Raw genomic sequence first — 26,890 nt, 5'->3', positions numbered from 1 at the left:
GGTCACCCTTAAAATTTGTATGCAGTGATGCTGACGTTAAAGGTTGCGATGCCAGCGGACGCCGACAGGATGTGGTACAGCGTCTGAGGTTTGGTCAGTGGCAAGAACGGAAACGCAACTTGAATACCGCCATTGGCCCCGGCTGACGGGTTACACGCGAACCCCATGCCGCTAACACCACCTTCCCCGCCAAGTGCTGCATACGTGTTGACCCCACTCATAGTGTTCTGAAGCACGATGTAGCCTTGGCATGCCTTGGCGTTCATCGGAACAGCGGTCGCCACCGTAAACGGCGAGTAATCTGACCGTCCCCCTTGTGTCGACATCACTTCCTTGCCATTCCAGGAGAACGTTCGATCTTCCTGATAGCCGTTCGGGAACTGGCCGCTGGCGTTCGTTGGCCACACTCCGATAAGCGCCGAGTAGGTGTAACCCGCTGGTGGAGCCGATCCACCGTACACGACAGGGGCCACAGCCGACGTGCAGTTCCACGCCATCACACCCTGGGCCTCGGTTTCCGGGTTGTAGAAGGCATAAAGCGCTACATAACCATTGACTGGTGCTGACCCGACATCCATGGCGCCAAGGCCCTTGTTTGCCGACGCCAGATCAATCAACTGGCTGAAGTTTCGCAGGGTGCGCGTCTTGCCGTTGGCATTGCCGACAACAACCCCGGCCACCTTGATTGTTCCCGATGAGGACGCAACCGTGATCTGCATTTTGTCACCGCGCATGCTCCCTGCAAGCGGGCCATTGCTGGAGGCGGTTTCAACGGCCGCTGCGAGTGCGGCGATATCGATCGCTCCCTGATTGACCGGCGCGTTCCAGGCCTTGATGCACCACATGACGGCAAGGTTTCGAGGCCTTGAACGCATGAAGTCAACACCAATGTATGCGGTTCCGGGTGTTTGAACACCATCCATAGGCAGTTGGGTTGTCGTCGCAGTGGCCGTGACATACGCCGTTACCGGTTCAACGACGGCCGGGGCGGTGTCGTAATCGAGCCCCAGCACCCTTACATGGTCGGGATTGTTCAAATTTGGAATCGGCAGGTTGACGCCATCACCATCACCATAAGTGGCAGTACCGACTTGCCAGCTGCCAATTGCCCGCCCAGAGTCAACACCCCGTCCATGATCCCAGCCACGGAGGAACTCACCACGGGATTCCGGCAATCGGAAGTTGCCCGCGCCCTCATTGCCTTTGTTGTAAGTAGTACCCAGATAAGCCGCCAGATCCGGATAAGTCGCAATGCTTTGCACACTGCCATCCAGTTCCAGATAACCGGCAGGAACGACGCCCATTGGGAACGACAAAACAGCACCTACAGGAACAGAAGACTTTAGCTGCGAGACTTCCTTGGCCAGTGCGGCTACGTCGATGCTGCCCTGATTGATCGGCGCGTTCCAGGCCTTGATGCACCACATGACGGCGACGTTGCGCGGACGGGTTTCAGTTCCACCGGCACTTCCGGTCACCCCCTGAGAGGCGCGCCAATTGGTAACAGCCAGCCCGGAGGCATTGCCCTGAACCATTTCGTTGCCGGTGGACGAGATCGAGTGGTTGTGCGCCTTGAGCATGTCGGCCTGTGCGGTACCGACGTTGCGGCCTGCATCCACGCCACGACCATGATCCCAGCCCCGAAGGAATTCACCGCGCGAATCCGGCAAACGGAAATTGCCCGTACCTTCATCACCTTTGTTGTAGGTCGTACCGAGGTAAGTCGCCAGATCCGGATAAGTCGCAATGGTCTGCACACTGCCATCCAGCTCAAGAAAGCCGGGCGGCACAATCCCCGTTGGAAATGCCATGACAGCGCCCACCGGAACGGCCGAACCGAGGCGTGAGACTTCCTTGACCAGTGCCGCTACGTCGATGTTTCCCTGATTGACCGGGGCGTTCCAGGCCTTGATGCACCACATGACGGCGACGTTGCGGCCACGAGTTTCCGTCGAAGTACGCGCCACTTTGGAAGCATCGAAACTCGCGGAATGAAACCCGTTTGATCCGTTTGTAGAGACCGGTACCGGGTTAGGGTTCGATAGTCCAAATACGCCACTGGCCGTTCTGATATCCAGATTGCCGTCGATATAGCCGCTTATGTTCTGCAAGGAATCGAGCTGGGAACTTCCGATCGCTCGGCCGACATCCACCCCACGCCCATGATCCCAACCGCGCAAGAACTCCCCGCGCGCTTCAGGCAAACGGAAATTCCCGACACCCTCATCGCCCTTGTTGAACTTGCCGCCCAGATAGGCGCTCAAGTCCGGATAGGTCGCGCTGCTCTTGACGCTGTTGTCCAGCTCCAGAAAACCCGGTGGCGGTGTATCAACCGGGAACGCCACGATCGAACCTACCGGCAGCGCCGAGGCCTTGGCAATCAGCGCTTCGACTTCAGCCTTGGTGTAGGAGTCCTTGATGCCGAAACCGGCCAGCGTGTCAGGATTCGAGCCGGCCGTCGCACGGCCATATTCGTCGACGCTCAAACTCTTGTAAGTACCAGCGGCAATCCCGGTGCGCCCGGCCAGCATCTTGAATGTCAGCGCGGTAGTACCGAGGGTGATCGGCGCGTTGGTAGTCAGGTGCCACAGCGAATCGCCGTTGAGCGTGCCCTCTTCCACCATCACCGTCAGGCCCGGTGTGACCTTGGCGCTGACGTTGGCATCGTTGGCCCGAGTCCAGTCACCGTTGGCGACGATCCACAGACCGTTGTCTTTCGCCAGGGTCTGATTCGGCAGCAGCACGCGGTCGCCGGCAATCACCGCCACACCGTCGATCTGCTGCGCACCGTTCAACACTACGTTGGCGGTGGCGGCGACACGTACCGACTGTTTGCCATCGAGTTTGCCGAGTTCTTCGGCGAGGTAGCTCATGACCCAGGCACGTGTGGCCTTGACCACGGTGTCGTCGATCAGCAGCGTCACCAGCGAGGCATTGCTGGTCTCGAAGATCGAGCGGATGTAGAACTCTTTGCCCGAGCCCGACGTGGCCAGTACCGGTTTGAACGACTCCGGGTATTTGACGATGGCGTAGAGAATGCCGGTGTCGGTCCACAGCCCGGCTTCACGCACGTACCAGCCGCCGACATCCGGCGGAATGGTGACTTCGGCGAGCAGCCAGCTCGGGTTCTTCTCGTCCTGGAACAGCGCGTTGAGCGGTCCGCGCCAGACTTCGCGTTTCAGCGCGGTGGCCGTCGCGGCCGGGTTGTAGACCGCGCCACCGCCATCACCGACGGAAATCTGCGTCAGCTTGATCGGCACGCCCGCTGCCTTGCAGGCGGTTTCGTAGGCAATCCCTGCGTTGGTTAGCAGGGTGTAATAGTCAGCCATTCAGGCCCCCTGAGGATAAATAGTGGATGTTTCGACGGTGTACAGACCGGCCGCCATAAAGGCCTTGCCGGAGGTTTCGAGTCCTTCGAGGAACACCGGATAGACCGTGGTCAGCTCGCCGCAGAACGTCGCGGCGCCGATCACATGAGAGCCAAAGGCGCTGAGGCCGACCGACACCGACAGCACGTCCCGTTCGCTCTTGGCATCAGCCAGGCGTCGGTCGAGACGGGCGTCGATTTCTTCGCTGTAGGGTTGTTCGCTGAAGGCCCGCACGGAGAAGCTGTAAGGCGCACCCGGCGGAGTCTGTTCGTACCAGGCGCGAATCTCGGGTCTCAGTTGCAACCCCTTGGCGGCGTTCTCCAGCGCCTTGCGGGTGCCGGCCCGGCGCGCGGTGGGCCAGGCCAGTTCGACGGTCAGGCGCTTTTCCGCTTCCGGTGCGTCGGTGCTCCATTCGGCCACGCCGCGATCCGCCGCGAGATACGGCAGGAACGCGACGGGCGTCGAACTCGGGTTCATCAGCTCGGGAAACGGTGGCGCGATGCGGTCAAGCAATGTGCTGAAGCCGATGTCGAGTGCCCGCTCCAGCGCCGAGCTGTTGGCCGGCAGCAGGGTCGGACGCGGTGTCTGATCCGTCATAGTGTCTGCACCTCAACCTCGACCGCCGTGCAGTACGGCGCTTGAAACGCGGTGCACACGATGGGTGTCAGCGGTTCAAGAATCTGCAATTGCACGGCGCCGGCGCTGTGCAGCGTGTAGTCGATCCAGCTCGGATCGACCCGGCCTTCCAGGCGATGGCAACTGTCGGCGTAGGCCTGCAAATGCTGTTGCGCGGCGACTTTGGTCAGGCCCGAATCCGGGCCGGAATTGATCTTCGCCACGACGCGGATCTTGTAACGCTGAATGTCCGCAGCTTTGACGGTGACCTTGTCGGTTTCCGGGCAGACATCGGGTCGGGCAAAGTGTTGGCGCACGCCGTCGAGCAGCGCGGCGGACGGTGTACCGTCGGCGTCGCGGGAAAGCACGGTCACCTGCACTTCACCGGGAGCCGTGCGACGACCGTTGCCATCCTTGACCTGTGCGGCGAGGCCGTCCGGGGCGAAGGTGTAGGTGACGTCGACGACGCCGGCATCGGTGGATTCGACTTTCACCGCCGGCCGTTCGCCGAGGGTGAAGACTTCGCGGCGGTACTGCATCCGCGAACCCGCCGCTGGCGCATGGGGCGCCAGGTAATAGCGCAACCGGGCGTCATCGTCGCTTTCGTAAATCGCCGGCACCGGCGGGAACGCCGCCGGGTCGCCCGGGTCGAGCAACTGTCGCTCCAGGCCCATGTCCGCCAGCCGTGCATCGAGGTTGCTGCCGGTCGCCCACCACGCCAGCATCTGCTTGATCCGGGCGTTGTATTTGCGTTCGTGGGTTTGCAGGCGAACGCAGAAAGCCTCCAGGGCCAGGGTCAGCAGTTCGCTTTCGTTTTCCAGGCTGGTCTTGAGTTTTGCCGCGCTGTCCGGCGAGCGGGTGCCGACGTACTCGAGGACGAAGGCCTTGAACTCGGCGAGCAGATCCTCGAAGGCCTCGACCTTGATCAGTGAGGGTTCGGCCAGTTGGTTCTGACCAGGGATCAACATGCTCATGTCACGACCTCGAAAGTCTGTTGGCGGTTTTTCCAGGTGCCGGCAAAACGCAGCAGCAAACCGGCGCCCTGACGGCTGGCGACGATCACTTGCGGCTGAAAATCGCCGATGCCGTTCTGTGCGTTGTAGAACGCCTGCGCGGCGTGGCTTTGCGCCAGAAGCAGAACGTCATCGCCGAGGTTCTGCCCCAGCAACGTGGGGATCAGCGACCCGTACAAGGGCCGCTTCTGCCGTGTGCCCAAAGGCGTGGTCAGGGCCCGGGTCGCGCGCTGCACGAATTGCAGCCAGTCGTCGACCGTGGCCCCGGTGTTTCTATCGATTCCGATCATGGGAGGCTCTTGATTCAGGGGCTGATGACGCGACCCTGGTGATCCACCAGCGGGCCGCTGAAGTGCACGCCCGAGGCGTCGATCGTCAGGCCGACAGCGCCCAGTTGCAGGTTGATCGCTTGCGGCGTCATCGCCAGCCGTGCGGGGCCGATGCTCAGTTCAAGCGACTCGCGAGAACCGCTGAAAGCCACAGGACCGTTTTGCCAGTGCAGGGTGTGAGAGGCATCGTCGTAGCCACTTTCGCTGCCATCGACATGCACCCGTCGCGTCAGCGTGGGGACGGTGGCAGCGGGAGGAAAACGGTCACTGTTCAAGCCGAACAACGCCACGCTTTGCGCACCGCTTTCGCCGCTGCCGTAGTTGAACAGCAGACACTGTTCGCCAACGCTCGGAATCCGCGACTCGCTCTGTGCGCCGGCGCTCGGGTTGAAGAACTTGATGGCCGGGGTGAGCAATCCTCCGTGGCTGACCTTGCAGGTATTGCTCGCCGCATCGACTTCCTGACAGATACCGATGCGGCAATAGCTTTCGGCGCGTCGGTGCAGGTCTTCGATCTCCGCTTCCATCTCGGCCAGGCGTTCGATGATCGGCCCCAGTTGCATACGCAGTAATGCGTCGAACATCGGTCAGGCCTCCAGCGAGGTGTATTGGTCGGGGTCGTCGATGTCGCTGACTTCCCAGGTGCGGGCGAATTTCGGTGTGCCGAGCGGGTCGTCGAGCAAGGTCGGACCGAGGTAGAGGGTCTGGTTGAACGACAGCGTCCAGGCTTTGCTCTGTTGATCGGCACGGGTGAGCAAGGACGGCAATCCATCGATGTTCATCGGCAGATCACATTGATCGCCGGGCAGGCCCCAGCGGTTGTCGGTGATCAGGTTTTTCAGTGCGGCGATCAGATCGCAGGCAGCAAACGCCGTGGCGGAAACTGCCGGAATGACCTGCAGCGACAGCGTCAGCACATGGGCAATCCGCCCGTTGGCTGCCCGCTCTCCCGGTGCATTTCGTTCGATATCGATCAACACCCAGGCCTTGTCGCCGGGTGCCGTAAAGTCATCGTGATTGCCGACTTGCACGTTCAGGTCAACGTTATTGCGCAAGGCTGTCGCCATCGCCGTGAACAGCTGCGATGGCTGCCGGATCGGTGCGGGCATGCATGACCTCCTTTTCAAATGTCCACGCGCAGTCCCGCCGCACGGCGTGCAGCGAGACAAGAAAGTGAAGGGGTTACTGTGGGTCGCGCGGAGGTACTTCGCAGACGCCGATGCGCTTGGCGGCCCAGCGTTCGTAGAGACCGATGGCGACGTCGGCACCGGCCATTGCGGTCAGGCAGCCGAAGGCGCCGGCGGCCCAGATCGACATGCCGGCGGCGTACAGCAGCATGATCGCCGAGACGCCGCAGATCATGCAGGCGCCGGAGCGCAGGGCCAGCCGTCGCAGCAGTGGCCAGCCGCGGGCGCCGTCCTTGTCGGCGCGCCACATTTCGCCGGAGACCCCGCCCGCCACGGCAAGCAGGATGACCAGCCAGATCGGCATGTCCGCCAACGCTTGTTGCTCGTTTGTCATGTCACGCCTCCTGGTGTGATGGATGAGTGGTGTGTGTTGGGTTCAAACGTTTTCTCTCGAGGCAGGCATTCCAAAAAGCCCGGCGCCGAGGCCGGGCTTTTCAGTAATGCGCGCTCATTTGTTGTTAGTAAGGTGTCGCAGGCCAGTTGATCGTGGACGGGTAGCCAGGCTGGTTTACGACTTCACTGACAGCGATGATGTATCGCTTATAAGTGATCAATGCTGCCTCATCTGCCGGAGTAGCGATGCCAAGATCTACTTTGCATTGCAATGGATTGAACATCAGGCGACGCGTGGTCTCATCGAAGCGCTGCTGCATGTAAATCGAGGCAAGCGTCAGATGGTCTTCATAAGTCAGCTCGGTAAAAACAAGCCCCTTATCGAAGAAATACTCAACTTTCCAGCCGACTTGAACACCGGAGTAAGCGGTTACATCGTGCCAATTCCCCTGAACCCCATCCGGACTGGTCGTTGGAGCGCCTCCTTCTGTATCCAGCACGTGAGTCACTAATAAAAAAGATGTTTGGCTAAAAGTCGGGACAAATGCATATCGATTCATTGTTTTTTCTCTAAATTTTCAGAAGACTGATTTATTCATCTGCACCCCAGCCACCGGGGTTTATTTGCAGATCACAAAGAAACCTCTAGAGAGGCCTTTCAGTCATGCACTCCGGTTTACGATACTGCTGGAGCAAGTACCGCAATTGCATTTATGGCAATGGCGGCCAGACAACGGTCAGTGGGTAACCAGGCTGTTTGTTCACATTACTCAGGTCGATGCAGAACCGCTTGTGAGCCAGCAGATAAGCCTTGTCGGCTTCTGTCGCGATACCCAACTCGACCTTGAATGGCAGCGCGGTCGCGGTCAGGCGATCGTTCAACTTGGCAAGACGGGTATTTCTTTCGTTGTTCAATCGAAGAGACAACATGCTCGGCATCGTTGGGTCCGGAGCGCTGAACGTCCAGACGCCGCCGTTATTGACTGCCGTCGAGTCATAGTCGATCTGGTAAATGGAAAGACTTGTGACGTCTACCCAAAGTTGATCGGCAGGGAACTCTTCTTGAATCGGGTTATTGGTTTCAAAAAGGTTGTCGACCTTACCACCGACAATACGTGCGTACTTTTTCATCACTATTACCTTGATCTGCCGGCACCCCGGACTTGTTTGAAAATCTGTCTGAATCAGTCAAGGCATTCCAAAAAGCCCGGCGCTGAGGCCGGGCTTATCAGCCGTGCGATCCTGAGTGATCCATTGAGGGGTTAAACCGGCTTACTGAGGCACAACGGGCCAAACAACAGTCCGTGGATAACCTGGTTGCTTGTTGAGATCGCTGATGGCAATGGCGTACTGCTTGCAAACCAGCAACAACGCCGCTTCGGCAGGTTCGGCTACGCCAAGATCAACCTTGAACTGCAAAGACTTCTTCAGCAGGCGGCCTTCAATGTCCCTCAGTCGCAACAGTGCGTCATATTCGATCTCGTTGATCAGCTCTGCGTCGCTTGGTTTTGTGAACGTCCAGCCGCCATTGAAGGACGCGCGGTCATTCACTGCGATTTCAGTGTTTCCGGTTACATCGACCCAATTACCAAAGGGTGAAGTTGTAATCGGCATCTCTTCACTTTCCACCAGACGGGTAACCTTCGATCCTTCTACGAGCGCAAACAACTTCATTCCCTGCTCCTTGGTTTGATATTTCACGAAGATGCGTTCATCTTCAGAGGTACTGCCACAGCGATTGCATCCGCCAGGCACTTCAAAAAGCCCGGCATTACGCCGGGCTCTTCAGTCGTGCACATGCTGTGGAAGTCTTGTGAGGCGAGTGACTCAGAAAGGAGCAACCGGCCAGTTGAGTGCCGTTGGATAACCGGGCTGATTGTTAATCTCGGTCAGGTCGACGATGTACTGTTTGTAGGCTTGCCACTGCGTCACCTCTGCCGGGGTTGCCGCACCCAGCTCTACCCGGTATTGCAGCGGGTTAAACGGCAGCCATCTGTCCGCAATGTCAAGGCGCAGCTTCTTGCGGGCGGCAGCAATGGCAACGTAGTCACTATAAACGGCTTGAAAGAAGCCAGGTTCCGGGCCGAGGTACCTGTATATCAAGCCAACTTGAGCCTCCGGATTTGTGGTGATATCCATCCAGTAGTCCATCGGTCCTGTCTGTTCAGGAAGTGGCGGCTGACTTTCAGCCTCCACGATTTGGTTGACCAGATAAAAGCTGTACCCGGAGATCAACTCCATCAGTGCATAACGATTCATTCCAATTTCCCTTTGTCTATTTAACCAGGCCCTGCTCTGCACAATATTCATTGCAGGTGATCTGCTCAGAGGAGCATTCCAAAAAGCCCGGCAATGCGCCGGGCTTTTCAGTAATGCACTCCTTTGCCTTCCTTCAATCCTGTGTACGTGAAGGAAGCTGACTTTTCGGCGCTACTGGCGCGGTACGAGTCCGTTCAAATTGTTTTTCCGACCGCGGTCCCTGCCCGCCGGATAACTGCTTCTGGTGCTTTACGCTGCACACCCGGGTCAGTTGCCAACCCTCTGAACCGTTGAGGCCGGTTCATCGCTGCCTGTTCTTGTGGAACTAAAGAGCTGTTGTTGCCAGCCGCTTTGTCGAGCGGCTTGGTGGCAAGAATATGCATGTGTGCATATCCAGTCAATGCGTAAATGCATTTATTTATGCATAAGAAATGCGCGGATGCATCAAAGCCCCGCCGATCAAGGGTTGGCCGCTTTTCTACAGGCGAAAAAAAACCCGCCGTGGGCGGGTTTTATCTGGGAGAGGGGTCGTTATCGGGCGTACATGCCCCACCAGAAGACGTGACCGAGGATGACAATCTGCTCCTCTTGGATCTCCTGGAAGCTGTAGTCCTCATCCGGATGCTCATCGCGATTGAAGCTGCGCAGGCGGATACCGGTAGGCAGGCGATAGAGCTGCTTCACCCGCAATTGACCGTTGTGATTGATCGCATAAAGGTCGCCATCGACAATGTCGCCGATCCCGCACTTGCCCGCGTTGACACCGACAGTGGCGCCGTCACGCAGCACCGGCAACATGCTGTTGCCCCGTACGGTCACGCATTTGGCCTGGTCGAACTGCACACCATTATGGCGCAGGCTACGCTTGCCAAAGCGCAGGCTAGAGCGTTCGCTCTCTTCGATGACGAATCTTCCTGATCCAGCAGCCAATTCAACCTCGCGAAGAAAGGGCACCGACACCTCGTCGTCATCGACGGGCGTGTCATCGTCCCACAGGCTTATGTCCTTGAGTTCGGAATGCAACTCCTCGCGCCCGCCGCCGGCGACCGGCGCAACATCCGCGCGCCCGCGCAACTGATCGGTGCTCACGGCGAAGTACTCGGCAATCTTCGAGATGTGTTTATCCGAAGGATCGACGATCTTCCCGCTGAGAATCCGCGAGAGAGTGGATTGAGGCACGCCGGTGCGACGGTGGAGCTCCGTGGGGGAGATCCCGTGCTGATCGAGCAGTGCTCTTAAGACGGAGGATACGTTGCGTTTTTGCATAACGCGCATAGTGCTTGAAGTTTTTCGGGAAGACAAATGCTGATTTGCATAAATCGTGCATTTGACGTGTTCGAATTCAAACCTTGTTTCATTTCAAATCAATCGATTTCTGTAGAAGCGCAATCAATCGGACTAGCCTGATCAGCACGAAATCAACCTGGAAAGGATCTTCAAAGTGAATGATACCGACCCCGCAAGGCGATCCATGTCACCAGCGGAACAGATTATTTCCTCCCAAGCGATTGTTTTTGCTCGCTCAAACAAAAAGGCCATCGCGAAGCGCCTCACAGACAAAACCGTCTTTCTCCCGGAGGAAGCGCCGGTATCCGTATTCATGGCAGGTTCACCGGGTGCAGGAAAAACAGAAGCGTCAATCGCCCTGATCAACCTTTTCGCGGATACGAAAATCCTGAGAATCGACCCCGACGAGCTGAGAAGCGAATTCTCTGAATACTCAGGAGGGAACTCGTGGCTTTTCCAAGGAGGCGTTTCGATTTTGGTTGAAAAAATCCTCGACTTCGCCATCGATCAAAGACAGTCATTTCTGTTGGATGGAACCCTTTCAAACATCGATGTGGCCAGAAAAAATGTTGAACGATCCTTGAAGAAAGGCCGGTTTGTGCAAATTTTGTATGTCTATCAAAATCCATTTCTGGCTTGGGATTTTGTAAAAGCCCGAGAGGAAGCTGAGGGCAGGAGGATCCGAAAAGAGCATTTCATCGATCAGTATTTTGCAGCACGTGACGTAGTGAACTCGCTTAAGTTAGAGTTCAGTGGTGATATCCATGTCGATCTGTTGCTCAAGCACATCGATAACTCGGGGCGGCTTTACAAAGCTGGTGTCGACAAAATTGACTACCATATACCTGAGAAATACACACGAGCCGATCTTCAAGCCAGGCTCGGGACACCCTAAGGAGCGCATTCATGATTTCTATTAAGCTTGGCGCTAGAAAAGGTGCCAAAAACCCCTTTGCCGACTTTATTCGTAACGCGAAGGCCGAACAAAAGAAGCGTGTCTATGGTGAGGTTTTGACTGAGGCGACCAAGCAACAGAATCTCGTCATGATGCAGGCCGAAGTGAAACGAGCCTGATAGCTTACATTTTTCCCTGAAAGCCCGGCCAAGTGCCGGGTTTTGTCATTTCCTGACCGCAATCGGATACACCGCACTATCCAACCCTGCTCAGGGCAGCGCCTGCAAGACCGCCCATGGTAACCTTGCGCCCATCGCGGAAAAGCCCGGCGACTGCCCCGCTTTTACCCCACACCTTCCAACGAGTTACCTGACAATCCGATGAATAAAGCCGTCTCCGACCTGTCCTCCCACACTCCGATGATGCAGCAGTACTGGCGCCTGAAGAATCAGCACCCGGACCAGCTGATGTTCTACCGCATGGGCGACTTCTACGAGATCTTCTACGAAGACGCGAAGAAGGCGGCCAAGTTGCTGGACATCACCCTGACTGCCCGTGGGCAATCGGCGGGGCAGGCTATTCCGATGTGCGGGATTCCGTATCACGCCGCGGAAGGCTATCTGGCGAAACTGGTCAAGCTCGGCGAGTCGGTCGTGATCTGCGAGCAGGTCGGCGACCCAGCCACCAGCAAGGGCCCGGTGGAACGTCAGGTGGTGCGGATCATCACCCCGGGCACGGTCAGCGACGAGGCGCTGCTCGATGAGCGTCGCGACAACCTGATCGCGGCGGTGCTGGGGGACGAGCGCCTGTTCGGTCTGGCGGTACTGGACATCACCAGCGGCAACTTCACGGTGCTTGAGATCAAGGGCTGGGAAAACCTGCTGGCGGAGCTTGAGCGGGTCAACCCGGTCGAACTGTTGATCCCGGATGACTGGCCAAAGGATCTGCCGGCGGAAAAACGCCGTGGCGTGCGTCGCCGCGCACCGTGGGATTTCGAGCGTGATTCGGCGCTGAAAAGCCTTTGCCAGCAATTCTCCACTCAGGATCTGAAAGGCTTCGGCTGCGAAACGTTGACCCTGGCCATCGGCGCCGCCGGTTGCCTGTTGGCGTACGCCAAGGAAACCCAGCGTACCGCCCTGCCCCACCTGCGCAGCCTGCGTCATGAACGGCTGGACGACACCGTGGTGCTGGACGGCGCCAGCCGCCGCAACCTGGAACTCGACACCAACCTGGCCGGTGGCCGCGACAACACCCTGCAATCGGTTGTCGACCGTTGCCAGACCGCCATGGGCAGCCGCTTGCTGACCCGTTGGCTGAACCGTCCGCTACGCGACCTGACCGTGCTGCTCGCACGCCAGACCTCGATCACTTGCCTGCTTGACCGCTATCGCTTTGAAAGCCTGCAACCGCAGCTCAAGGAAATCGGCGACATCGAGCGGATTCTGGCGCGGATCGGCCTGCGCAATGCCCGTCCTCGCGACCTCGCTCGCCTGCGTGATGCACTCGGCGCCCTGCCTGAACTGCAAGTGGCGATGACCGACCTGGAAGCGCCGCATCTGCAACGTCTGGCAACCACCACCAGCACTTACCCGGAACTGGCGGCGCTGCTGGAAAAAGCCATCATCGACAACCCGCCGGCGGTGATCCGTGACGGCGGTGTGCTGAAAACCGGCTACGACAGCGAACTCGACGAGCTGCAATCGCTGAGCGAAAACGCCGGTCAGTTCCTGATCGATCTGGAAGCCCGGGAAAAGGCTCGTACCGGCCTGGCCAACCTGAAAGTCGGCTACAACCGCATCCACGGCTACTTCATTGAATTGCCGAGCAAGCAGGCTGAATCGGCACCGGCGGACTACATCCGTCGGCAGACCCTCAAGGGTGCCGAGCGCTTCATCACACCTGAGCTGAAAGAGTTCGAAGACAAGGCGTTGTCGGCCAAGAGCCGCGCCCTGGCTCGCGAAAAAATGCTCTACGAAGCGCTGCTGGAAGATCTGATCAGTCAGTTGCCGCCGTTGCAGGACACCGCTGGCGCGCTGGCTGAACTGGATGTGCTGAGCAACCTTGCCGAACGAGCACTGAACCTCGACCTGAATTGCCCGACCTTCGTCAGCGAACCGTGCATGCGCATTACTCAGGGTCGTCACCCGGTGGTCGAGCAGGTACTGACCACGCCGTTCGTGGCCAACGACCTGAGCCTGGATGACAACACCCGCATGCTGGTGATCACCGGCCCGAACATGGGTGGTAAATCCACCTATATGCGCCAGACTGCACTGATCGTGCTGCTGGCCCATATCGGCAGCTTCGTGCCGGCGGCCAGCTGCGAACTGTCGCTGGTGGACCGGATCTTCACCCGGATCGGTTCCAGCGACGACCTGGCCGGCGGGCGCTCGACCTTCATGGTGGAAATGAGCGAAACCGCCAACATTCTGCACAACGCCACCGAGCGCAGCCTGGTGCTGATGGACGAAGTGGGTCGCGGCACCAGCACGTTCGACGGTCTGTCCCTGGCCTGGGCGGCAGCCGAGCGACTGGCGCACCTGCGCGCCTACACGCTGTTTGCCACGCACTATTTCGAACTGACCGTGCTGCCGGAAGCCGAGCCCTTGGTGGCCAACGTGCACCTCAATGCAACCGAGCACAACGAACGCATCGTGTTCCTGCACCACGTGCTGCCGGGGCCGGCCAGCCAGAGTTATGGTCTGGCCGTGGCGCAACTGGCGGGTGTGCCGAGCGAAGTGATCGTGCGCGCCCGTGAGCACCTGAGCCGCCTGGAAGACACTGCTTTGCCGCATGAAGCGCCTAAGCCGGCCGCCAAGGGCAAACCGGCGACGCCGCAACAAAGCGACATGTTCGCCAGCCTGCCGCATCCGGTGCTGGATGAGTTGGCTAAACTGGACATAGACGACATGACACCGCGCCGTGCGCTCGAAATGCTCTATGCACTAAAGAACCGGATCTAAGCACCGACGAACCGGATATAACGCAAAAGGCTTCAAGCTGTTAGAATCTCGCGCGGTTTGGGATGCTGCTGGCTAATAGCCTGGCTGGCAGACATCGCTCCCGAACCTGGCGACCCCAACCGTGAAGGGGCAACGCTGCCGCCGCCTGAGGAGAAAATTAGAAATGACCTTCGTCGTCACCGACAACTGCATCAAGTGCAAGTACACCGACTGCGTAGAAGTCTGTCCGGTGGACTGCTTTTACGAAGGCCCGAACTTCCTGGTGATTCACCCGGATGAGTGCATCGACTGCGCCCTGTGCGAACCAGAATGCCCGGCCGTAGCCATTTTCTCCGAGGATGAAGTCCCGGAAGAGATGCAAGAGTTCATTCAACTGAACGTCGAGCTGGCGGAGATCTGGCCGAACATCACCGAGAAGAAAGAATCACTGCCGGATGCCGAAGAGTGGGATGGCGTCAAAGGCAAGATCAAAGACCTCGAACGCTGATCTGTCCCGCGTTTGAAGAAAAGGCCCCTTGCGGGCCTTTTTGCTTTTCCGGGTTTTGCTTTTCTTCAGGCAAAAAAAAGGGGCGGTTTGACCCGCCCACATTTTTTCCCTATTCCCTGTGTTCCTTTTCATCGTCCTGATGAATCGCGTCCTGCGATGTCCATTCCCCTCTTCCTTGAAGGGCGTGTCTGTCCGTCGACACAACCCAGATACTAGAGATTTCCCTGACAGCCGCAACCGGCCTGCTCAGCTAAAACACGCTGTCATAAGCACTTAATATTTAAAAATAACCATACAAATCAATCAGTTGAACGTATTCAGCAAGCACAATGGGCGTCTGCCGCAGTGTAAAAATAGCGAACACTTACGAAAGAGTAAGCCAGGGCTTACAACGCGAGACTACAAACCCGGGGAAGCAAACCGCTTTGCCGCAGAAAACAAAAAGCCCCGAACCAGTCGGGGCTTTTTGTGGCGATCACGCAAGGCGCTTATTGAAACAGCGACTCGCTCGACAGGCCGTTTTTCTCGAGGATTTCACGTAGGCGCTTGAGGCCTTCCACCTGGATCTGTCTCACCCGTTCCCGGGTCAGGCCGATCTCCAGGCCTACATCTTCCAGCGTGCTGCTCTCGTGACCGCGCAGGCCGAAGCGGCGTACCACCACTTCGCGTTGCTTGTCGGTCAGCTCCGAGAGCCATTGATCGATGCTCTGCGACAGATCGTCGTCCTGCAGCAGTTCGCATGGATCGGTCGGACGGTCATCCGTGAGGGTGTCCAGCAGGGTTTTATCCGAATCCGGACCCAGCGAGACGTCGACCGAAGAAACCCGCTCGTTCAGGCCCAGCATGCGCTTGACCTCGCCCACCGGTTTTTCCAGCAGGTTGGCGATTTCTTCAGGTGAAGGTTCGTGATCGAGTTTTTGCGTCAGCTCCCGTGCAGCCCGCAGGTACACGTTGAGCTCCTTGACCACATGGATCGGCAGCCGGATGGTCCGGGTCTGATTCATGATCGCGCGCTCGATGGTCTGACGGATCCACCAGGTCGCGTAGGTCGAGAAGCGGAAGCCGCGCTCGGGATCGAACTTTTCCACCGCGCGGATCAGCCCGAGGTTGCCCTCTTCGATCAGATCCAGCAGCGACAGCCCCCGATTGACGTAACGCCGGGCGATTTTGACCACCAGCCGCAGGTTACTTTCAATCATGCGCTTGCGCCCGGCGGGATCGCCACTTTGCGACAAGCGCGCAAAATGAACTTCCTCTTCCGGGGAGAGCAATGGGGAAAAGCCGATTTCGTTGAGGTACAGCTGCGTGGCATCGAGTGCCCGGGTGTAGTCGATGTACTTGTGTTGCTTAAGTGAAGCGGAGTGTTTGGATTTGGCACGAACGGAAGGTGGAGCAGCCCCTTCATCATTCGACATCGAATCCGAATCGATGCCGGTCTCCATCAGGAGAACCTCATCGTCGATGTCAAACTCCGGCACTTCTTTACTGAGAGCCATTGTTATAGTCCTTTGGTGAGTTCGACCCCAAGCTCAAGCGACGCCTTTATCCTTGGCAACGCTGGAGCCTGTCCCCTCTACGCGACGGAACAGGCTGGTCTGCAAATCAACGTCTTGGCAGGAACTGCAGCGGATCTACAGGTTTACCTTGTCGGCGAATCTCAAAATGCAGTTTCACCCGGTCTGTACCCGTTGACCCCATTTCGGCAATTGTCTGTCCGACTTTGACCTGCTGCCCCTCCCGTACCAACAGCCGACGGTTGTGTCCGTAAGCACTGACGTAGGTTTCGCTGTGTTTGATGATGACTAATTCGCCGTAGCCCCTTAAGCCACTCCCGGCGTAAACCACCGTCCCATCAGACGCAGCTAAAACAGGCTGTCCCAAATCCCCGGCGATATCAATTCCTTTATTCAAACTACCGTTTGAAGAGAATTTACCAATCAGAATGCCATTAGATGGCCATCCCCAGCCGGTCGGGGCCGGGCCCGGTGGAGGCAATGGAGCCGGTGCCGGCTTGTTGGCGACGGACGGTACAACGGCCGCAGAAGTCGCCCCGGAACCGGTGGTTGTGGTGGTCGTCGTGCCATTCGCCTGGCGCCGGATTATCGTGGTTTTGCTCGACGAAGACGGCGCAGAACCGCTGTTGCTCACCACCGCGGTCGACGTTGAACCAGGGCGGCCATCGAAGCGAATCGTCTGACCCGGATGGATCGTGTACGGCGTAGGAATATTGTTCCGGGCAGCGAGGGCTTTGTAGTCCCAGCCGTAGCGAAACGCGATCGAAAACATGGTGTCACCCGGACGGACTACGTACTGCCCGGTCGTCACTGTAGGACGCTGGGCCACCGCATTGTTGCGATCGACGACCCGCACGTTGCTCGATTTGGTGCTGGAGCAACCGACCAGCAAGGTGCTCAAGACAAGGCCAGTCACCAGGCGCTGAAAGCTCGTGTTACCCATACGCTGCGCAATGACTGTGAGACTCACCCGCCGCTCCCTTTGTGGTGGCTGAAAAATGTGGAATGCCGATTCCGGCATGTAACTTCGCAAGTATAACGGGCGAAACAGGCTTTACCTTTAATGAAGCGATATCGCTCGACGCACACGTTTGCTCATGGACGATAAATCCTGTTTAAACAATCGATGCCGCTGTAAGACAGGCGCTCTCGCAAGGAATTCAGCGCCGGCAAACAAATGCTCAGGCCAGCGGCCCGTTGAGCAATGGCACGAAGCGAACCGCCCCGAGAACGTGTCGGGAGAAGCCGTTTTCTTCGCGCACGATCAGCATCAATTGCTGCACTTCTCCGGAACCGACCGGAATCACCAGCCGACCGCCGGGCGCCAGTTGATCGAGCAAGGCCTGTGGCACATCGGTCGCCACGGCCGTGACGATGATGCCGTTATAAGGCGCCAGCGCCGGCCACCCTTCCCAGCCATCGCCCCAGCGGAACACCACGTTGCGCAGGTTGAGTTCGACCAGACGCTCCTTGGCCCGATCCTGCAGCACCTTGATCCGCTCGACAGAGAACACCCGCTCGACCAGTTGCGACAACACCGCCGTCTGGTAACCGGAACCGGTGCCGATCTCCAGCACCTTGTCCAGCGGCCCCGCCTCGAGCAGCAACTCGCTCATGCGCGCGACCATATAAGGCTGGGAGATGGTCTGGTTGTGGCCGATCGGCAGCGCCGTGTCTTCATAGGCCCGGTGCGCCAGCGCTTCATCGACAAACAGATGACGCGGCGTACGACGGATCACTTCCAGCACATTGGCGTTGGACAAGCCTTCTTCATATAACCGCTGAATCAGGCGTTCACGGGTGCGCTGGGAGGTCATCCCGATGCCGCTGCGCAACCGGTCGTCTTGTTCACGAGCCATCAGTTGAGCCCCTCCAGCCAGCCGTCGAGATTTCTGAAGGCATCATTGAAGGTGCGATCGAGCTGCAACGGAGTGATGGAAACGTAGCCCTGCATCACCGCATGGAAATCAGTGCCCGGCCCGCCGTCTTCCGCATCGCCGGCGGCGGCAATCCAGTAACCGGCCTTGCCACGGGGATCGACCACTTTCATCGGCGCTGCCGCACGGGCGCGATGCCCCAGGCGAGTCAGCTGAATGCCGCGAATATGATCGATGGGCAGATTGGGAATGTTCACGTTCAGTACCGTGCGCGGTGGCAGATCGAGCCCGGCGTGGGCCTCAACCAGTTTGCGCGCAAAGTAGGCAGCGGTGGGCAGATTGTCCACCTGCCGGGAGGCCAGCGAGAAGGCAAACGATGGGCGTTCGAGAAAGCGGCCTTCAAGGGCCGCCGCCACTGTCCCGGAATACAACACGTCGTCGCCCAGGTTGGCGCCGAGGTTGATGCCCGAAACCACCATGTCCGGCTCGCGCTCCAGCAAACCATTGAGCCCCAAGTGCACACAGTCGGTCGGCGTGCCGTTGAGACTGATGAAACCGTTGGCCAGGTATTGCGGGTGCAGCGGACGATCCAGCGTCAGCGAACTGCTGGCACCGCTCTTGTCCTGTTCCGGGGCGATAACCACGCATTCGGTGTAATCCGCCAGCGCAGCATAAAGCGCGGCAAGACCGGGTGCGGTTACCCCATCGTCGTTAGAAATCAGAATACGCATGGGCTGTCCGTCTGCCCCACCGGCACCAGATCAACGAGTTCGCGCACCAATACGGTGGCGAAGCATCCGGCCGGGAGGACGAATTCCAGTTGCAGAATGTCAGGCTCGGGATAATGCCACGTCAACCCGCCAATGGGCAGTCGAAGGATGCGACGTTCGTGGCTCATACCGGCATTAATCAACCAATCGCGCAGATCCGCCTCGCCTGCGGCGATTGCCTGCTCCAGATCATGGACAGCGCCGGCGGCCGGTGAGTCACCTTCGCCCCACTGCGGACCGGTCGGATGCAGATCGAGAATCGCCAGGCGCGGGTCGCTGCACTCGGCTTCACCTGCCGGGAAAAAGCTGCGGCTGTCGGTGAACGCCAGCAGATCGCCGACCTGGGCGCGCTGCCAGGTGCCATCAGCCACTCGTGCCGCCAGCACCTGGTTGAACAGAAAGCTGCGTGCAGTCGACAGCAGGCGCGAACGTACATTGCGCTGCTCCGGCAGGGCCTTGCGCGCCGCCCATGACCGAGCGTCGACGACGTTACCACCGTCATGGCCAAAACGCTGGGCGCCGAAGTAGTTCGGGATACCTTGCTTGGCAATCAGTTGCAGGCGCTCGTCGATGGCAGCCTTGTCGCCATTGAGCTGGGTCAGGCGCAAGGTGAAACCATTGGCCGAATGCGCGCCGCGTTGCAGCTTGCGCTTGTGGCGAGTGGTCTTGAGGATCTTCAGCGTGTCGTTTTCCGCCGCCGACAGATCCGGATCGGCCTTGCCCGGCAGTTGCACGCTGAACCACTGACGTGTCAGCGCCTGACGGTCTTTAAGGCCGGCATAGCTGACCGTGCGCAACGGCACACCGGCCGCCTTGGCAATGCGGCGTGCCGCTTCTTCGGTGTTCAGACCGCGCTTTTCCACCCAGATCCACAGGTGCTCGCCGTCACCGCTGAACGGAATGTCGAGGACTTCATCGACCTGGAAATCTTCGGCGATGGCTTTCAGTACCGCGGTGCCGAGCGCGTCGCCATAGGCCCGTGGGCCGAGCAATTGCAGTTCGTTCATGCGCGCAGCAACAAGGCAACGGAATGCACGGCGATGCCTTCTTCGCGACCGACGAAGCCGAGCTTCTCGGTGGTGGTGGCTTTCACGTTCACTTGATCCAGTTCTACTTGCAGATCCGCGGCAATCAGCGCGCGCATCGATTCGATATGGGGGGCCATTTTCGGTGCCTGGGCAACGATGGTGTTGTCGACGTTGCCGATTTTCCAGCCTTTGGCGTGGATCAGGCTGACCACATGACGCAACAGCACTCGGCTGTCGGCGCCCTTGAATTGCGGGTCGGTGTCCGGGAAGTGCTTGCCGATATCACCCAGCGCAGCCGCGCCGAGCAAGGCGTCGCTCAAGGCATGCAGCAGGACGTCACCGTCGGAGTGAGCGAGCAGCCCGAAGCCGTGTGCGATTCGCACGCCGCCCAGAGTAATGAAATCGCCTTCAGCGAAACGGTGCACATCATAGCCGTGGCCAATACGCATAAAAAAACGCCCCGAATTTTGTCAGGGCGTGATTCTACCTGCATTAGCCCTTGAGGGCGCGTGCGTGATGCTGCAAGTGGTCGTCAATGAAGCTCGCAATGAAGAAATAGCTGTGGTCGTAGCCCGGTTGCAGGCGCAACGTCAGTGGATGACCCGCCTGTTTTGCCGCTTGTTGCAGCGCTTCCGGCTTGAGCTGGGTGGCAAGGAAATCGTCGCGGTCACCCTGATCGACCAGCAATGGCAGTTTTTCGTCCGCCTCGGCGATCAGCGCACAGGCATCCCACTCGCGCCATTTCGAACGGTCTTCGCCCAGATAACGGGAAAATGCCTTCTGGCCCCACGGGCAATCCATCGGATTGTTGATCGGCGAAAACGCCGACACCGATTGGTAACGCCCAGGGTTGCGCAATGCACAGACCAATGCACCGTGACCGCCCATGGAATGGCCACTGATGCTGCGCTTGTCCGAAGCCGGGAAATGCGCTTCAACCAGTGAAGGCAATTCCTGCACGACATAGTCATGCATCCGATAGTGCCGCGACCACGGTTCCTGCGTGGCATTCAGATAGAACCCGGCACCGAGGCCGAAATCCCACGCGCCATCCGGATCACCCGGTACATCGGCGCCACGGGGACTGGTGTCCGGCGCCACGATGATCAATCCCAGTTCAGCCGCCATGCGCATGGCGCCGGCCTTCTGCATGAAGTTCTCGTCCGTGCACGTCAGGCCCGATAACCAGTACAGCACCGGCAGCTTGCCGCCCTGCTCTGCCTGCGGCGGCAGGTACACGGCGAACACCATGTCGCAGCCCAACACATCGGAACGATGGCGATAGCGCTTGTGCCAACCGCCGAAACTCTTCTGACAGGAGATGTTTTCCAGACTCATGTAGGACTCCTACGCAGCCACGGCTGCACATTGGCTGCCGTGGCATCGCGATTGATCAGAAATGAATGACGGTGCGGATGCTCTTGCCTTCGTGCATCAGATCGAACGCCTTGTTGATGTCTTCCAGGCCCATGGTATGGGTGATGAACGTATCCAGCGGGATTTCGCCGCTTTGGGCCATGTCGACGTAGCTTGGCAACTCGGTACGGCCACGCACGCCGCCGAACGCCGAACCGCGCCAGACGCGACCGGTCACCAACTGGAACGGACGGGTGGCGATTTCCTGGCCCGCACCGGCAACACCGATGATCACCGACTCGCCCCAGCCTTTATGGCAGCACTCGAGGGCCGCACGCATCAATTGCACGTTGCCGATGCATTCGAAGGAGAAGTCGACGCCGCCATCGGTCATGTCGACGATCACTTCCTGGATCGGACGATCGAAATCTTTCGGGTTCACGCAGTCGGTAGCGCCCAGTTGCCTGGCGATTTCGAACTTGGCCGGGTTGATGTCGATGGCAATGATGCGCGAGGCCTTGGCCTTCACTGCACCAATCACGGCCGACAGACCGATGCCGCCGAGACCGAAGATGGCCACGGTGTCACCCGGTTTGACCTTGGCGGTGTTGATCACTGCACCGATACCGGTGGTCACGCCGCAACCGAGCAGGCAGACCTTTTCCAGCGGTGCATCCTTGGAGATCTTGGCCACGGAGATTTCCGGCAGCACGGTGTACTCGGAGAACGTCGAGGTACCCATGTAGTGGAAAATCGTTTGGCCCTTGTAGGAAAAGCGCGAAGTGCCATCCGGCATCAGGCCCTTGCCCTGAGTGGCGCGAATCGCCTGACACAGGTTGGTCTTGCCCGATTTGCAGAACTTGCACTGGCCGCATTCCGGGGTGTACAGCGGAATCACGTGGTCGCCGACGGCCACCGAGGTCACGCCCTCGCCGATCGCTTCAACGATGGCACCACCTTCGTGGCCGAGGATCGACGGGAAGATACCTTCCGGGTCAGCACCGGACAGGGTGTAGGCGTCGGTGTGGCAAACCCCGGAAGCCACCACACGCAGCAACACTTCACCGGCCTTGGGCATGGCGACATCGACTTCTACGATTTCCAGCGGCTTCTTGGCCTCGAAGGCAACGGCGGCGCGCGACTTGATCATGCTGACTCTCCAGTGAATCCATTGAATAAAAACCAGACAGGGAGTGTAGTCCAGCGCTGACTGATGAATAATCCGGACAAAAGCAAAACATTATTGCCATACAGGGATAATCCCCATGTCCGAAAATCGCTGGGAAGGCATCGACGAGTTCGTCGCCGTTGCCGAGTGCAGCCAGTTCACCGCCGCCGCCGAACGCCTGGGTGTTTCTTCCTCGCATGTCAGTCGACAAATCGTACGACTCGAAGAGCGACTGCAGACACGACTGCTGTATCGCAGCACCCGGCGTGTCACCTTGACCGAAGCCGGCCAGACCTTCCTGCAACATTGCCAGCGTCTGCAGGATGGTCGCGAAGAAGCACTGCGTGCAGTCGGCGACCTGACCAGCGAACCCAAAGGCATGCTGCGCATGACCTGCGCCGTGGCCTACGGCGAGCGCTTCATCGTGCCGCTGGTGACGCGATTCATGGGGCACTATCCGCAGCTGCGCATCGATATAGAGCTGACCAACCGGCAGCTCGATCTGGTGCACGAAGGCCTGGATCTGGCGATCCGCCTCGGGCGTCTTCAGGATTCTCGGTTGGTGGCGACCCGGCTGGCACCGCGGCGCATGTACCTCTGCGCGTCGCCGTCCTACCTCGAACGATATGGTCGGCCACACAGTTTGTCGGAACTGAGCCGGCACAACTGCCTGATCGGCAGCTCGGATATCTGGCAACTGGAACAGAACGGGCGGGAATTTTCCCAGCGGGTACAGGGAAACTGGCGCTGCAACAGTGGGCAAGCGGTGCTGGATGCGGCGCTACAAGGCGTCGGTCTGTGTCAGTTGCCGGACTATTACGTGCTGGAGCACCTGCACAGCGGTGCGTTGATTTCGCTGCTGGAGGCGCATCAACCGCCGAATACGGCGGTGTGGGCGTTGTATCCGCAACAACGGCACTTGTCGCCGAAGGTGCGCAAACTGGTGGATTTTCTCAAGGAAGGCTTGGCCGAACGGCCGGAGTATCGGATTTAACGACGGTTGGCCCAGCGCTGGCGCAACCATTCGAGGTCTTCCGGGCGGGTGACTTTCAGGTTATCCGCGCGACCCTCGATCAGGCGCGGCGCCAACCCGGCCCACTCCATCGCCGAGGCTTCATCGGTGATCAGCGCATCGGCCACCAGACTGTCCGCCAGTGCGCGGTGCAGTGCTCCGAGGCGGAACATCTGCGGCGTGTAGGCCTGCCAGATCACGCTGCGATCCACGGTTTCGACCACTCGACCGTGCTTGTCGACCCGTTTCAGGGTGTCGCGCGCCGGCACGGCCAGCAAGCCACCGACCGGATCGTTCGCCAGCTCAGCCAGCAGTTTATCGAGATCGTCACGGCTCAGATTGGGCCGTGCCGCATCGTGCACCAGCACCCAGTCCTCGTCGTCAGCACCTTGCGCGTGCAGGTGCAGCAAAGCGTTGAGCACCGAACCTGAACGCTCGGCGCCACCCTCGACCCGCTGAATCCGCGGATCGCTGACGCAAGCCAGGTTCGGCCAATAAGGATCATCGACAGCAAGACTGACCACCAGGCCCTTGAGGCTCGGGTGATCGAGGAAACAGCCGAGGCTGTGTTCGAGAATTGTGCGCCCGCCCAGTTGCAGGTATTGCTTGGGACGGTCCGCGGCCATACGGGCACCGACGCCCGCGGCAGGAATCACGGCCCAGAAGGCCGGCAGGGAATCGATCATTGGGCCAACTGGTAAAGGGTTTCGCCGTCCTTGACCATGCCCAGTTCGTGACGAGCCCGCTCTTCAACGGTCTCCATGCCTTTCTTCAACTCACTGACTTCAGCGTCCATCACCCGGTTGCGCTCCAGCAAGGCTTCGTTCTCGGCGTGCTGATCAGCAATCTGCTGATTCAGTTCGGCAACTTGCGCCAGACTGCCATTGCCCACCCACAGGCGGTACTGCAGACCGGCCAGCAGCAAGAGCAAGACGAGAAACAACCAGTAAGGACTGCGCATCGAATATCAGGTATCCAGTGAAAAAAGACAGCCACGCCAAAACTTTGAAGCATCTGATAGCACGAAGCCTGGAATATCCAGGCTTGTGCATATAAGGCATCAGATTAGTGGCAAATCCATCGCTGTCACGACTTTTCCGACACAATCCGGTGTCTTTTTACCATCTACAACTTAACCGCGAAACTCGGAGCGACCGTTGTACTTGGCTTTGCCATTCAACTGCTCTTCGATACGCAGCAGTTGGTTGTACTTGGAAACGCGATCGGAACGGCACAGCGAACCGGTCTTGATCTGGCCAGCCGAAGTACCCACCGCCAGGTCGGCAATGGTCGAATCTTCGGTTTCGCCCGAACGGTGCGAGATCACGGCGGTGTAACCGGCAGCCTTGGCCATCTGGATGGCTTCCAGGGTTTCGGTCAGGGTGCCGATCTGGTTGAACTTGATCAGGATCGAGTTGGCGATCTTTTTATCGATGCCTTCTTTCAGGATCTTGGTGTTGGTCACGAACAGGTCGTCGCCGACCAGTTGGGTCTTCTCGCCGATCTTGTCGGTGAGGATCTTCCAGCCAGCCCAGTCGGACTCGTCCAGACCGTCTTCGATCGAAATGATCGGGTAACGCTCGGTCAGACCTTTCAGGTAGTCGGCGAAACCTTCAGCGGTGAATACCTGGCCTTCGCCGGACAGGTTGTACTTGCCGTCTTCGAAGAATTCGCTGGCTGCGCAGTCCAGAGCCAGGGTCACGTCGGTGCCCAGCTTGTAACCGGCGTTGGCAACAGCTTCGGAGATCACTTTCAGTGCGTCTTCGTTGGACGCCAGGTTCGGCGCGAAACCGCCTTCGTCACCGACAGCAGTGCTCAGGCCACGGGCCTTCAGAACAGCTTTCAGGTGATGGAAAATCTCGGTGCCCATGCGCAGACCTTCCGAGAAAGACTTGGCGCCAACCGGCTGAACCATGAATTCCTGGATGTCGACGTTGTTGTCGGCGTGTTCGCCACCGTTGATGATGTTCATCATCGGAACCGGCATCGAGTACACACCCGGAGTGCCGTTCAGGTTGGCGATGTGTGCGTACAGCGGCAGGTCCTGATCCTGCGCAGCAGCCTTGGCCGCAGCCAGGGAGACGGCGAGGATGGCGTTGGCGCCCAGGGTCGCTTTGTTTTCGGTACCGTCAAGCTTGATCATCGCGTGGTCCAGGGCTTTCTGGTCGCTTGGGTCGGTGCCCAGCAGCAGATCGCGGATCGGACCGTTGATGTTGGCTACCGCCTTGAGCACGCCCTTGCCCAGGTAACGGCTCTTGTCGCCATCACGCAGCTCGAGCGCTTCACGCGAGCCAGTGGATGCACCGGACGGCGCGCAAGCGCTGCCGATGATGCCGTTGTCGAGAAGCACGTCCGCTTCCACGGTGGGATTGCCACGGGAGTCGAGAACTTCACGACCTTTGATGTCGACGATTTTTGCCATTGTTGTAAACACTCCAAAGTTGACGAAAACGACGCAGCTAGAGGAAATCTTTTTACCGTCGGCAAGTGGTGTGCAGCGGGCAGCTTGCAGACGACAACGCTCATACCCGAGGGCATGAGCGACAAATCGTGCGGTACTTTACCGGAGAATTGAGGTTTACGCGGTTTCTACCGTCGGAAAACTCTTCACCAGTTCGTCCAGGGCTTTGAGCTGGGCCAGGAATGGCTCCAGTTTGTCCAGACGCAAGGCGCAAGGGCCGTCGCATTTGGCGTTGTCCGGATCCGGATGCGCTTCGAGGAACAGGCCCGCCAGCGACTGGCTCATGCCAGCCTTGGCCAGGTCGGTGACCTGGGCGCGGCGACCACCGGCGGAGTCGGAACGACCGCCCGGCATTTGCAGCGAATGGGTCACGTCGAAGAACACCGGGTACTCGAACTGCTTCATGATGCCGAAGCCGAGCATGTCGACCACGAGGTTGTTGTAGCCGAAGCTCGAACCGCGCTCGCAGAGGATCAGTTGATCGTTACCCGCTTCCACACACTTGTTCAGGATGTGTTTCATTTCCTGAGGCGCGAGGAACTGGGCTTTCTTGATGTTGATGACGGCATTGGTCTTGGCCATGGCGACCACGAGGTCGGTCTGGCGCGACAGGAAGGCCGGCAGCTGGATGATGTCGCAGACCTCAGCGACGACCGCGGCCTGGTCAGGCTCGTGGACGTCGGTGATGATCGGTACGCCGAAGGCTTGTTTGATGTCCTGGAAGATGCGCATGCCCTCTTCCAGGCCAGGACCGCGATAGGAGGTCACAGAAGAACGGTTGGCCTTGTCGAAACTGGCCTTGAACACGTAAGGGATACCGAGTTTTTCGGTGACCTTCACGTACTCTTCGCAAACCTGCATGGCCATGTCACGGCTTTCCAGCACGTTCATGCCGCCGAACAGCACCATGGGTTTGTCGTTGGCAATCTCGATGTCGCCGACGCGGATAATCTTCTGTGCCATCGGGG

Annotated in this window: 30 protein-coding genes; 5 read left to right on the top strand and 25 right to left on the bottom strand. The window is 58.9% G+C overall.

Annotated elements, in window-relative coordinates:
• Window positions 1–8 precede the first annotated feature (8 nt).
• The 13 genes from IF199_RS06035 to IF199_RS05975 all read right to left on the bottom strand — a co-directional run bounded on the left by IF199_RS06035 (window position 9) and on the right by IF199_RS05975 (window position 10,370).
• Window positions 9–3,329 (bottom strand): phage tail protein, encoded by a 3,321-nt coding sequence (locus tag IF199_RS06035; RefSeq protein WP_244142444.1) that lies wholly within the window; start codon window positions 3,327–3,329, stop codon window positions 9–11.
• Complete coding sequence (locus IF199_RS06030; RefSeq protein WP_192559914.1) at window positions 3,330–3,965, bottom strand: phage tail protein I; 636 nt, start codon at window positions 3,963–3,965, stop codon at window positions 3,330–3,332.
• Window positions 3,962–4,957 carry a baseplate J/gp47 family protein gene (locus IF199_RS06025; protein ID WP_102621412.1) on the bottom strand — a complete coding sequence of 332 codons (996 nt, stop codon included), beginning with the start codon at window positions 4,955–4,957 and terminating at the stop codon, window positions 3,962–3,964. The genes IF199_RS06030 and IF199_RS06025 overlap by 4 nt, the downstream gene beginning before the upstream one ends.
• Window positions 4,954–5,286, bottom strand: a complete 333-nt coding sequence (locus IF199_RS06020; RefSeq protein ID WP_102621413.1) for a phage baseplate protein — start codon at window positions 5,284–5,286, stop codon at window positions 4,954–4,956. The genes IF199_RS06025 and IF199_RS06020 overlap by 4 nt, the downstream gene beginning before the upstream one ends.
• Before the next feature lie 14 nt (window positions 5,287–5,300).
• The gene (locus IF199_RS06015; RefSeq protein WP_096819602.1) at window positions 5,301–5,909 is read right to left on the bottom strand and encodes a phage baseplate assembly protein V; all 609 of its coding nucleotides are present in this window, start codon (window positions 5,907–5,909) and stop codon (window positions 5,301–5,303) included.
• Window positions 5,910–5,912: 3 nt separating this feature from the next.
• Window positions 5,913–6,434 (bottom strand): hypothetical protein, encoded by a 522-nt coding sequence (locus tag IF199_RS06010; RefSeq protein WP_192559913.1) that lies wholly within the window; start codon window positions 6,432–6,434, stop codon window positions 5,913–5,915.
• Window positions 6,435–6,507: 73 nt separating this feature from the next.
• Window positions 6,508–6,846 carry a phage holin family protein gene (locus IF199_RS06005; RefSeq protein WP_096819604.1) on the bottom strand — a complete coding sequence of 113 codons (339 nt, stop codon included), beginning with the start codon at window positions 6,844–6,846 and terminating at the stop codon, window positions 6,508–6,510.
• A 124-nt stretch (window positions 6,847–6,970) separates the two neighbouring features.
• Window positions 6,971–7,405 (bottom strand): tail fiber assembly protein, encoded by a 435-nt coding sequence (locus IF199_RS06000; RefSeq protein WP_192559912.1) that lies wholly within the window; start codon window positions 7,403–7,405, stop codon window positions 6,971–6,973.
• A gap of 151 nt (window positions 7,406–7,556) precedes the next feature.
• Window positions 7,557–7,976, bottom strand: a complete 420-nt coding sequence (locus IF199_RS05995; protein ID WP_192559911.1) for a tail fiber assembly protein — start codon at window positions 7,974–7,976, stop codon at window positions 7,557–7,559.
• Between the two features lie 141 nt (window positions 7,977–8,117).
• Window positions 8,118–8,519 (bottom strand): tail fiber assembly protein, encoded by a 402-nt coding sequence (locus IF199_RS05990; RefSeq protein ID WP_192559910.1) that lies wholly within the window; start codon window positions 8,517–8,519, stop codon window positions 8,118–8,120.
• A 153-nt stretch (window positions 8,520–8,672) separates the two neighbouring features.
• Window positions 8,673–9,104, bottom strand: a complete 432-nt coding sequence (locus tag IF199_RS05985) for a tail fiber assembly protein (protein ID WP_096819608.1) — start codon at window positions 9,102–9,104, stop codon at window positions 8,673–8,675.
• A 194-nt stretch (window positions 9,105–9,298) separates the two neighbouring features.
• Window positions 9,299–9,487 (bottom strand): hypothetical protein, encoded by a 189-nt coding sequence (locus tag IF199_RS05980; protein ID WP_134825654.1) that lies wholly within the window; start codon window positions 9,485–9,487, stop codon window positions 9,299–9,301.
• Window positions 9,488–9,635: 148 nt separating this feature from the next.
• Window positions 9,636–10,370 (bottom strand): LexA family transcriptional regulator, encoded by a 735-nt coding sequence (locus IF199_RS05975; RefSeq protein WP_085729827.1) that lies wholly within the window; start codon window positions 10,368–10,370, stop codon window positions 9,636–9,638.
• Window positions 10,371–10,575: 205 nt separating this feature from the next.
• Here IF199_RS05975 and IF199_RS05970 point away from each other — a divergent pair, with 205 nt between their 5' ends.
• The 4 genes from IF199_RS05970 to fdxA all read left to right on the top strand — a co-directional run bounded on the left by IF199_RS05970 (window position 10,576) and on the right by fdxA (window position 14,736).
• Window positions 10,576–11,286, top strand: coding sequence for a zeta toxin family protein (locus tag IF199_RS05970; protein ID WP_192560912.1), 711 nt, complete (start codon window positions 10,576–10,578; stop codon window positions 11,284–11,286).
• A gap of 11 nt (window positions 11,287–11,297) precedes the next feature.
• On the top strand, window positions 11,298–11,465 hold the full coding sequence (locus IF199_RS05965) for a hypothetical protein (RefSeq protein WP_192559909.1): 168 nt from the start codon (window positions 11,298–11,300) through the stop codon (window positions 11,463–11,465).
• Between the two features lie 201 nt (window positions 11,466–11,666).
• On the top strand, window positions 11,667–14,249 hold the full coding sequence (mutS, locus tag IF199_RS05960; RefSeq protein ID WP_096819609.1) for a DNA mismatch repair protein MutS: 2,583 nt from the start codon (window positions 11,667–11,669) through the stop codon (window positions 14,247–14,249).
• 163 nt (window positions 14,250–14,412) lie between these two features.
• The gene (gene fdxA, locus IF199_RS05955; RefSeq protein WP_007908827.1) at window positions 14,413–14,736 is read left to right on the top strand and encodes a ferredoxin FdxA; all 324 of its coding nucleotides are present in this window, start codon (window positions 14,413–14,415) and stop codon (window positions 14,734–14,736) included.
• 488 nt (window positions 14,737–15,224) lie between these two features.
• On the opposite strand, the gene rpoS is transcribed toward fdxA, so the two are convergent.
• The 8 genes from rpoS to IF199_RS05915 form a co-directional block, all read right to left on the bottom strand.
• Entirely contained in the window at window positions 15,225–16,232 is a 1,008-nt protein-coding gene (gene rpoS, locus IF199_RS05950; protein ID WP_007954831.1) for an RNA polymerase sigma factor RpoS, read from the bottom strand.
• Window positions 16,233–16,338: 106 nt separating this feature from the next.
• Window positions 16,339–17,220, bottom strand: a complete 882-nt coding sequence (locus tag IF199_RS05945) for a peptidoglycan DD-metalloendopeptidase family protein (RefSeq protein ID WP_096819610.1) — start codon at window positions 17,218–17,220, stop codon at window positions 16,339–16,341.
• 211 nt (window positions 17,221–17,431) lie between these two features.
• Window positions 17,432–18,067, bottom strand: a complete 636-nt coding sequence (locus IF199_RS05940) for a protein-L-isoaspartate(D-aspartate) O-methyltransferase (protein ID WP_173861377.1) — start codon at window positions 18,065–18,067, stop codon at window positions 17,432–17,434.
• 41 nt (window positions 18,068–18,108) lie between these two features.
• The gene (gene surE / locus IF199_RS05935; RefSeq protein WP_096819612.1) at window positions 18,109–18,858 is read right to left on the bottom strand and encodes a 5'/3'-nucleotidase SurE; all 750 of its coding nucleotides are present in this window, start codon (window positions 18,856–18,858) and stop codon (window positions 18,109–18,111) included.
• The gene (truD, locus tag IF199_RS05930) at window positions 18,846–19,904 is read right to left on the bottom strand and encodes a tRNA pseudouridine(13) synthase TruD (protein WP_192559908.1); all 1,059 of its coding nucleotides are present in this window, start codon (window positions 19,902–19,904) and stop codon (window positions 18,846–18,848) included. Before truD ends, surE begins: the two co-directional genes overlap by 13 nt.
• Window positions 19,901–20,374, bottom strand: coding sequence for a 2-C-methyl-D-erythritol 2,4-cyclodiphosphate synthase (gene ispF, locus IF199_RS05925; protein ID WP_042606995.1), 474 nt, complete (start codon window positions 20,372–20,374; stop codon window positions 19,901–19,903). The genes truD and ispF overlap by 4 nt, the downstream gene beginning before the upstream one ends.
• Window positions 20,375–20,417: 43 nt before the next feature.
• Window positions 20,418–21,263: an S-formylglutathione hydrolase gene (fghA, locus tag IF199_RS05920; protein WP_114881646.1), complete on the bottom strand. Its 846-nt coding sequence runs from the start codon at window positions 21,261–21,263 to the stop codon at window positions 20,418–20,420.
• Window positions 21,264–21,318: 55 nt separating this feature from the next.
• Window positions 21,319–22,431: an S-(hydroxymethyl)glutathione dehydrogenase/class III alcohol dehydrogenase gene (locus IF199_RS05915; RefSeq protein ID WP_065259207.1), complete on the bottom strand. Its 1,113-nt coding sequence runs from the start codon at window positions 22,429–22,431 to the stop codon at window positions 21,319–21,321.
• Between the two features lie 115 nt (window positions 22,432–22,546).
• Here IF199_RS05915 and IF199_RS05910 point away from each other — a divergent pair, with 115 nt between their 5' ends.
• A complete protein-coding gene (locus IF199_RS05910) occupies window positions 22,547–23,443 on the top strand; it encodes a LysR substrate-binding domain-containing protein (RefSeq protein WP_102621420.1) in 897 nt (298 codons plus the stop codon).
• Here IF199_RS05910 and ispD read toward each other — a convergent pair.
• The 4 genes from ispD to kdsA all read right to left on the bottom strand — a co-directional run bounded on the left by ispD (window position 23,440) and on the right by kdsA (window position 26,885).
• Window positions 23,440–24,147, bottom strand: coding sequence for a 2-C-methyl-D-erythritol 4-phosphate cytidylyltransferase (gene ispD, locus IF199_RS05905; protein WP_096819616.1), 708 nt, complete (start codon window positions 24,145–24,147; stop codon window positions 23,440–23,442). The genes IF199_RS05910 and ispD overlap by 4 nt on opposite strands.
• Window positions 24,144–24,422: a cell division protein FtsB gene (gene ftsB / locus IF199_RS05900; RefSeq protein ID WP_003222158.1), complete on the bottom strand. Its 279-nt coding sequence runs from the start codon at window positions 24,420–24,422 to the stop codon at window positions 24,144–24,146. Before ftsB ends, ispD begins: the two co-directional genes overlap by 4 nt.
• Window positions 24,423–24,593: 171 nt before the next feature.
• Window positions 24,594–25,883, bottom strand: a complete 1,290-nt coding sequence (gene eno, locus IF199_RS05895) for a phosphopyruvate hydratase (RefSeq protein ID WP_007954808.1) — start codon at window positions 25,881–25,883, stop codon at window positions 24,594–24,596.
• Window positions 25,884–26,039: 156 nt separating this feature from the next.
• Window positions 26,040–26,885, bottom strand: a complete 846-nt coding sequence (kdsA, locus tag IF199_RS05890) for a 3-deoxy-8-phosphooctulonate synthase (RefSeq protein ID WP_007954807.1) — start codon at window positions 26,883–26,885, stop codon at window positions 26,040–26,042.
• Window positions 26,886–26,890: the final 5 nt, after the last annotated feature.

Source organism: Pseudomonas allokribbensis (genome assembly GCF_014863605.1).
GTDB lineage: Bacteria > Pseudomonadota > Gammaproteobacteria > Pseudomonadales > Pseudomonadaceae > Aquipseudomonas > Aquipseudomonas allokribbensis.
The sequence above is the reverse complement of the archived record's forward strand: the minus strand, read 5'-3'. Positions and strand labels throughout refer to the sequence as shown.

Excerpts from the sequence above, each read along its gene's own strand:
- IF199_RS06035 (WP_244142444.1), bottom strand. The coding sequence starts at position 3,329 with ATGGCTGACTATTACACCCTGCTAACCAACGCAGGGATTGCCTACGAA.
- IF199_RS06030 (WP_192559914.1), bottom strand. The coding sequence starts at position 3,965 with ATGACGGATCAGACACCGCGTCCGACCCTGCTGCCGGCCAACAGCTCG.
- IF199_RS06025 (WP_102621412.1), bottom strand. The coding sequence starts at position 4,957 with ATGAGCATGTTGATCCCTGGTCAGAACCAACTGGCCGAACCCTCACTG.
- IF199_RS06020 (WP_102621413.1), bottom strand. The coding sequence starts at position 5,286 with ATGATCGGAATCGATAGAAACACCGGGGCCACGGTCGACGACTGGCTG.
- IF199_RS06015 (WP_096819602.1), bottom strand. The coding sequence starts at position 5,909 with ATGTTCGACGCATTACTGCGTATGCAACTGGGGCCGATCATCGAACGC.
- IF199_RS06010 (WP_192559913.1), bottom strand. The coding sequence starts at position 6,434 with ATGCCCGCACCGATCCGGCAGCCATCGCAGCTGTTCACGGCGATGGCG.
- IF199_RS06005 (WP_096819604.1), bottom strand. The coding sequence starts at position 6,846 with ATGACAAACGAGCAACAAGCGTTGGCGGACATGCCGATCTGGCTGGTC.
- IF199_RS06000 (WP_192559912.1), bottom strand. The coding sequence starts at position 7,405 with ATGAATCGATATGCATTTGTCCCGACTTTTAGCCAAACATCTTTTTTA.
- IF199_RS05995 (WP_192559911.1), bottom strand. The coding sequence starts at position 7,976 with ATGAAAAAGTACGCACGTATTGTCGGTGGTAAGGTCGACAACCTTTTT.
- IF199_RS05990 (WP_192559910.1), bottom strand. The coding sequence starts at position 8,519 with ATGAAGTTGTTTGCGCTCGTAGAAGGATCGAAGGTTACCCGTCTGGTG.
- IF199_RS05985 (WP_096819608.1), bottom strand. The coding sequence starts at position 9,104 with ATGAATCGTTATGCACTGATGGAGTTGATCTCCGGGTACAGCTTTTAT.
- IF199_RS05980 (WP_134825654.1), bottom strand. The coding sequence starts at position 9,487 with ATGCATATTCTTGCCACCAAGCCGCTCGACAAAGCGGCTGGCAACAAC.
- IF199_RS05975 (WP_085729827.1), bottom strand. The coding sequence starts at position 10,370 with ATGCAAAAACGCAACGTATCCTCCGTCTTAAGAGCACTGCTCGATCAG.
- IF199_RS05970 (WP_192560912.1), top strand. The coding sequence starts at position 10,576 with ATGTCACCAGCGGAACAGATTATTTCCTCCCAAGCGATTGTTTTTGCT.
- IF199_RS05965 (WP_192559909.1), top strand. The coding sequence starts at position 11,298 with ATGATTTCTATTAAGCTTGGCGCTAGAAAAGGTGCCAAAAACCCCTTT.
- mutS (WP_096819609.1), top strand. The coding sequence starts at position 11,667 with ATGAATAAAGCCGTCTCCGACCTGTCCTCCCACACTCCGATGATGCAG.
- fdxA (WP_007908827.1), top strand. The coding sequence starts at position 14,413 with ATGACCTTCGTCGTCACCGACAACTGCATCAAGTGCAAGTACACCGAC.
- rpoS (WP_007954831.1), bottom strand. The coding sequence starts at position 16,232 with ATGGCTCTCAGTAAAGAAGTGCCGGAGTTTGACATCGACGATGAGGTT.
- IF199_RS05940 (WP_173861377.1), bottom strand. The coding sequence starts at position 18,067 with ATGACCTCCCAGCGCACCCGTGAACGCCTGATTCAGCGGTTATATGAA.
- surE (WP_096819612.1), bottom strand. The coding sequence starts at position 18,858 with ATGCGTATTCTGATTTCTAACGACGATGGGGTAACCGCACCCGGTCTT.
- truD (WP_192559908.1), bottom strand. The coding sequence starts at position 19,904 with ATGAACGAACTGCAATTGCTCGGCCCACGGGCCTATGGCGACGCGCTC.
- ispF (WP_042606995.1), bottom strand. The coding sequence starts at position 20,374 with ATGCGTATTGGCCACGGCTATGATGTGCACCGTTTCGCTGAAGGCGAT.
- fghA (WP_114881646.1), bottom strand. The coding sequence starts at position 21,263 with ATGAGTCTGGAAAACATCTCCTGTCAGAAGAGTTTCGGCGGTTGGCAC.
- IF199_RS05915 (WP_065259207.1), bottom strand. The coding sequence starts at position 22,431 with ATGATCAAGTCGCGCGCCGCCGTTGCCTTCGAGGCCAAGAAGCCGCTG.
- IF199_RS05910 (WP_102621420.1), top strand. The coding sequence starts at position 22,547 with ATGTCCGAAAATCGCTGGGAAGGCATCGACGAGTTCGTCGCCGTTGCC.
- ispD (WP_096819616.1), bottom strand. The coding sequence starts at position 24,147 with ATGATCGATTCCCTGCCGGCCTTCTGGGCCGTGATTCCTGCCGCGGGC.
- ftsB (WP_003222158.1), bottom strand. The coding sequence starts at position 24,422 with ATGCGCAGTCCTTACTGGTTGTTTCTCGTCTTGCTCTTGCTGCTGGCC.
- eno (WP_007954808.1), bottom strand. The coding sequence starts at position 25,883 with ATGGCAAAAATCGTCGACATCAAAGGTCGTGAAGTTCTCGACTCCCGT.
- kdsA (WP_007954807.1), bottom strand. The coding sequence starts at position 26,885 with ATGGCACAGAAGATTATCCGCGTCGGCGACATCGAGATTGCCAACGAC.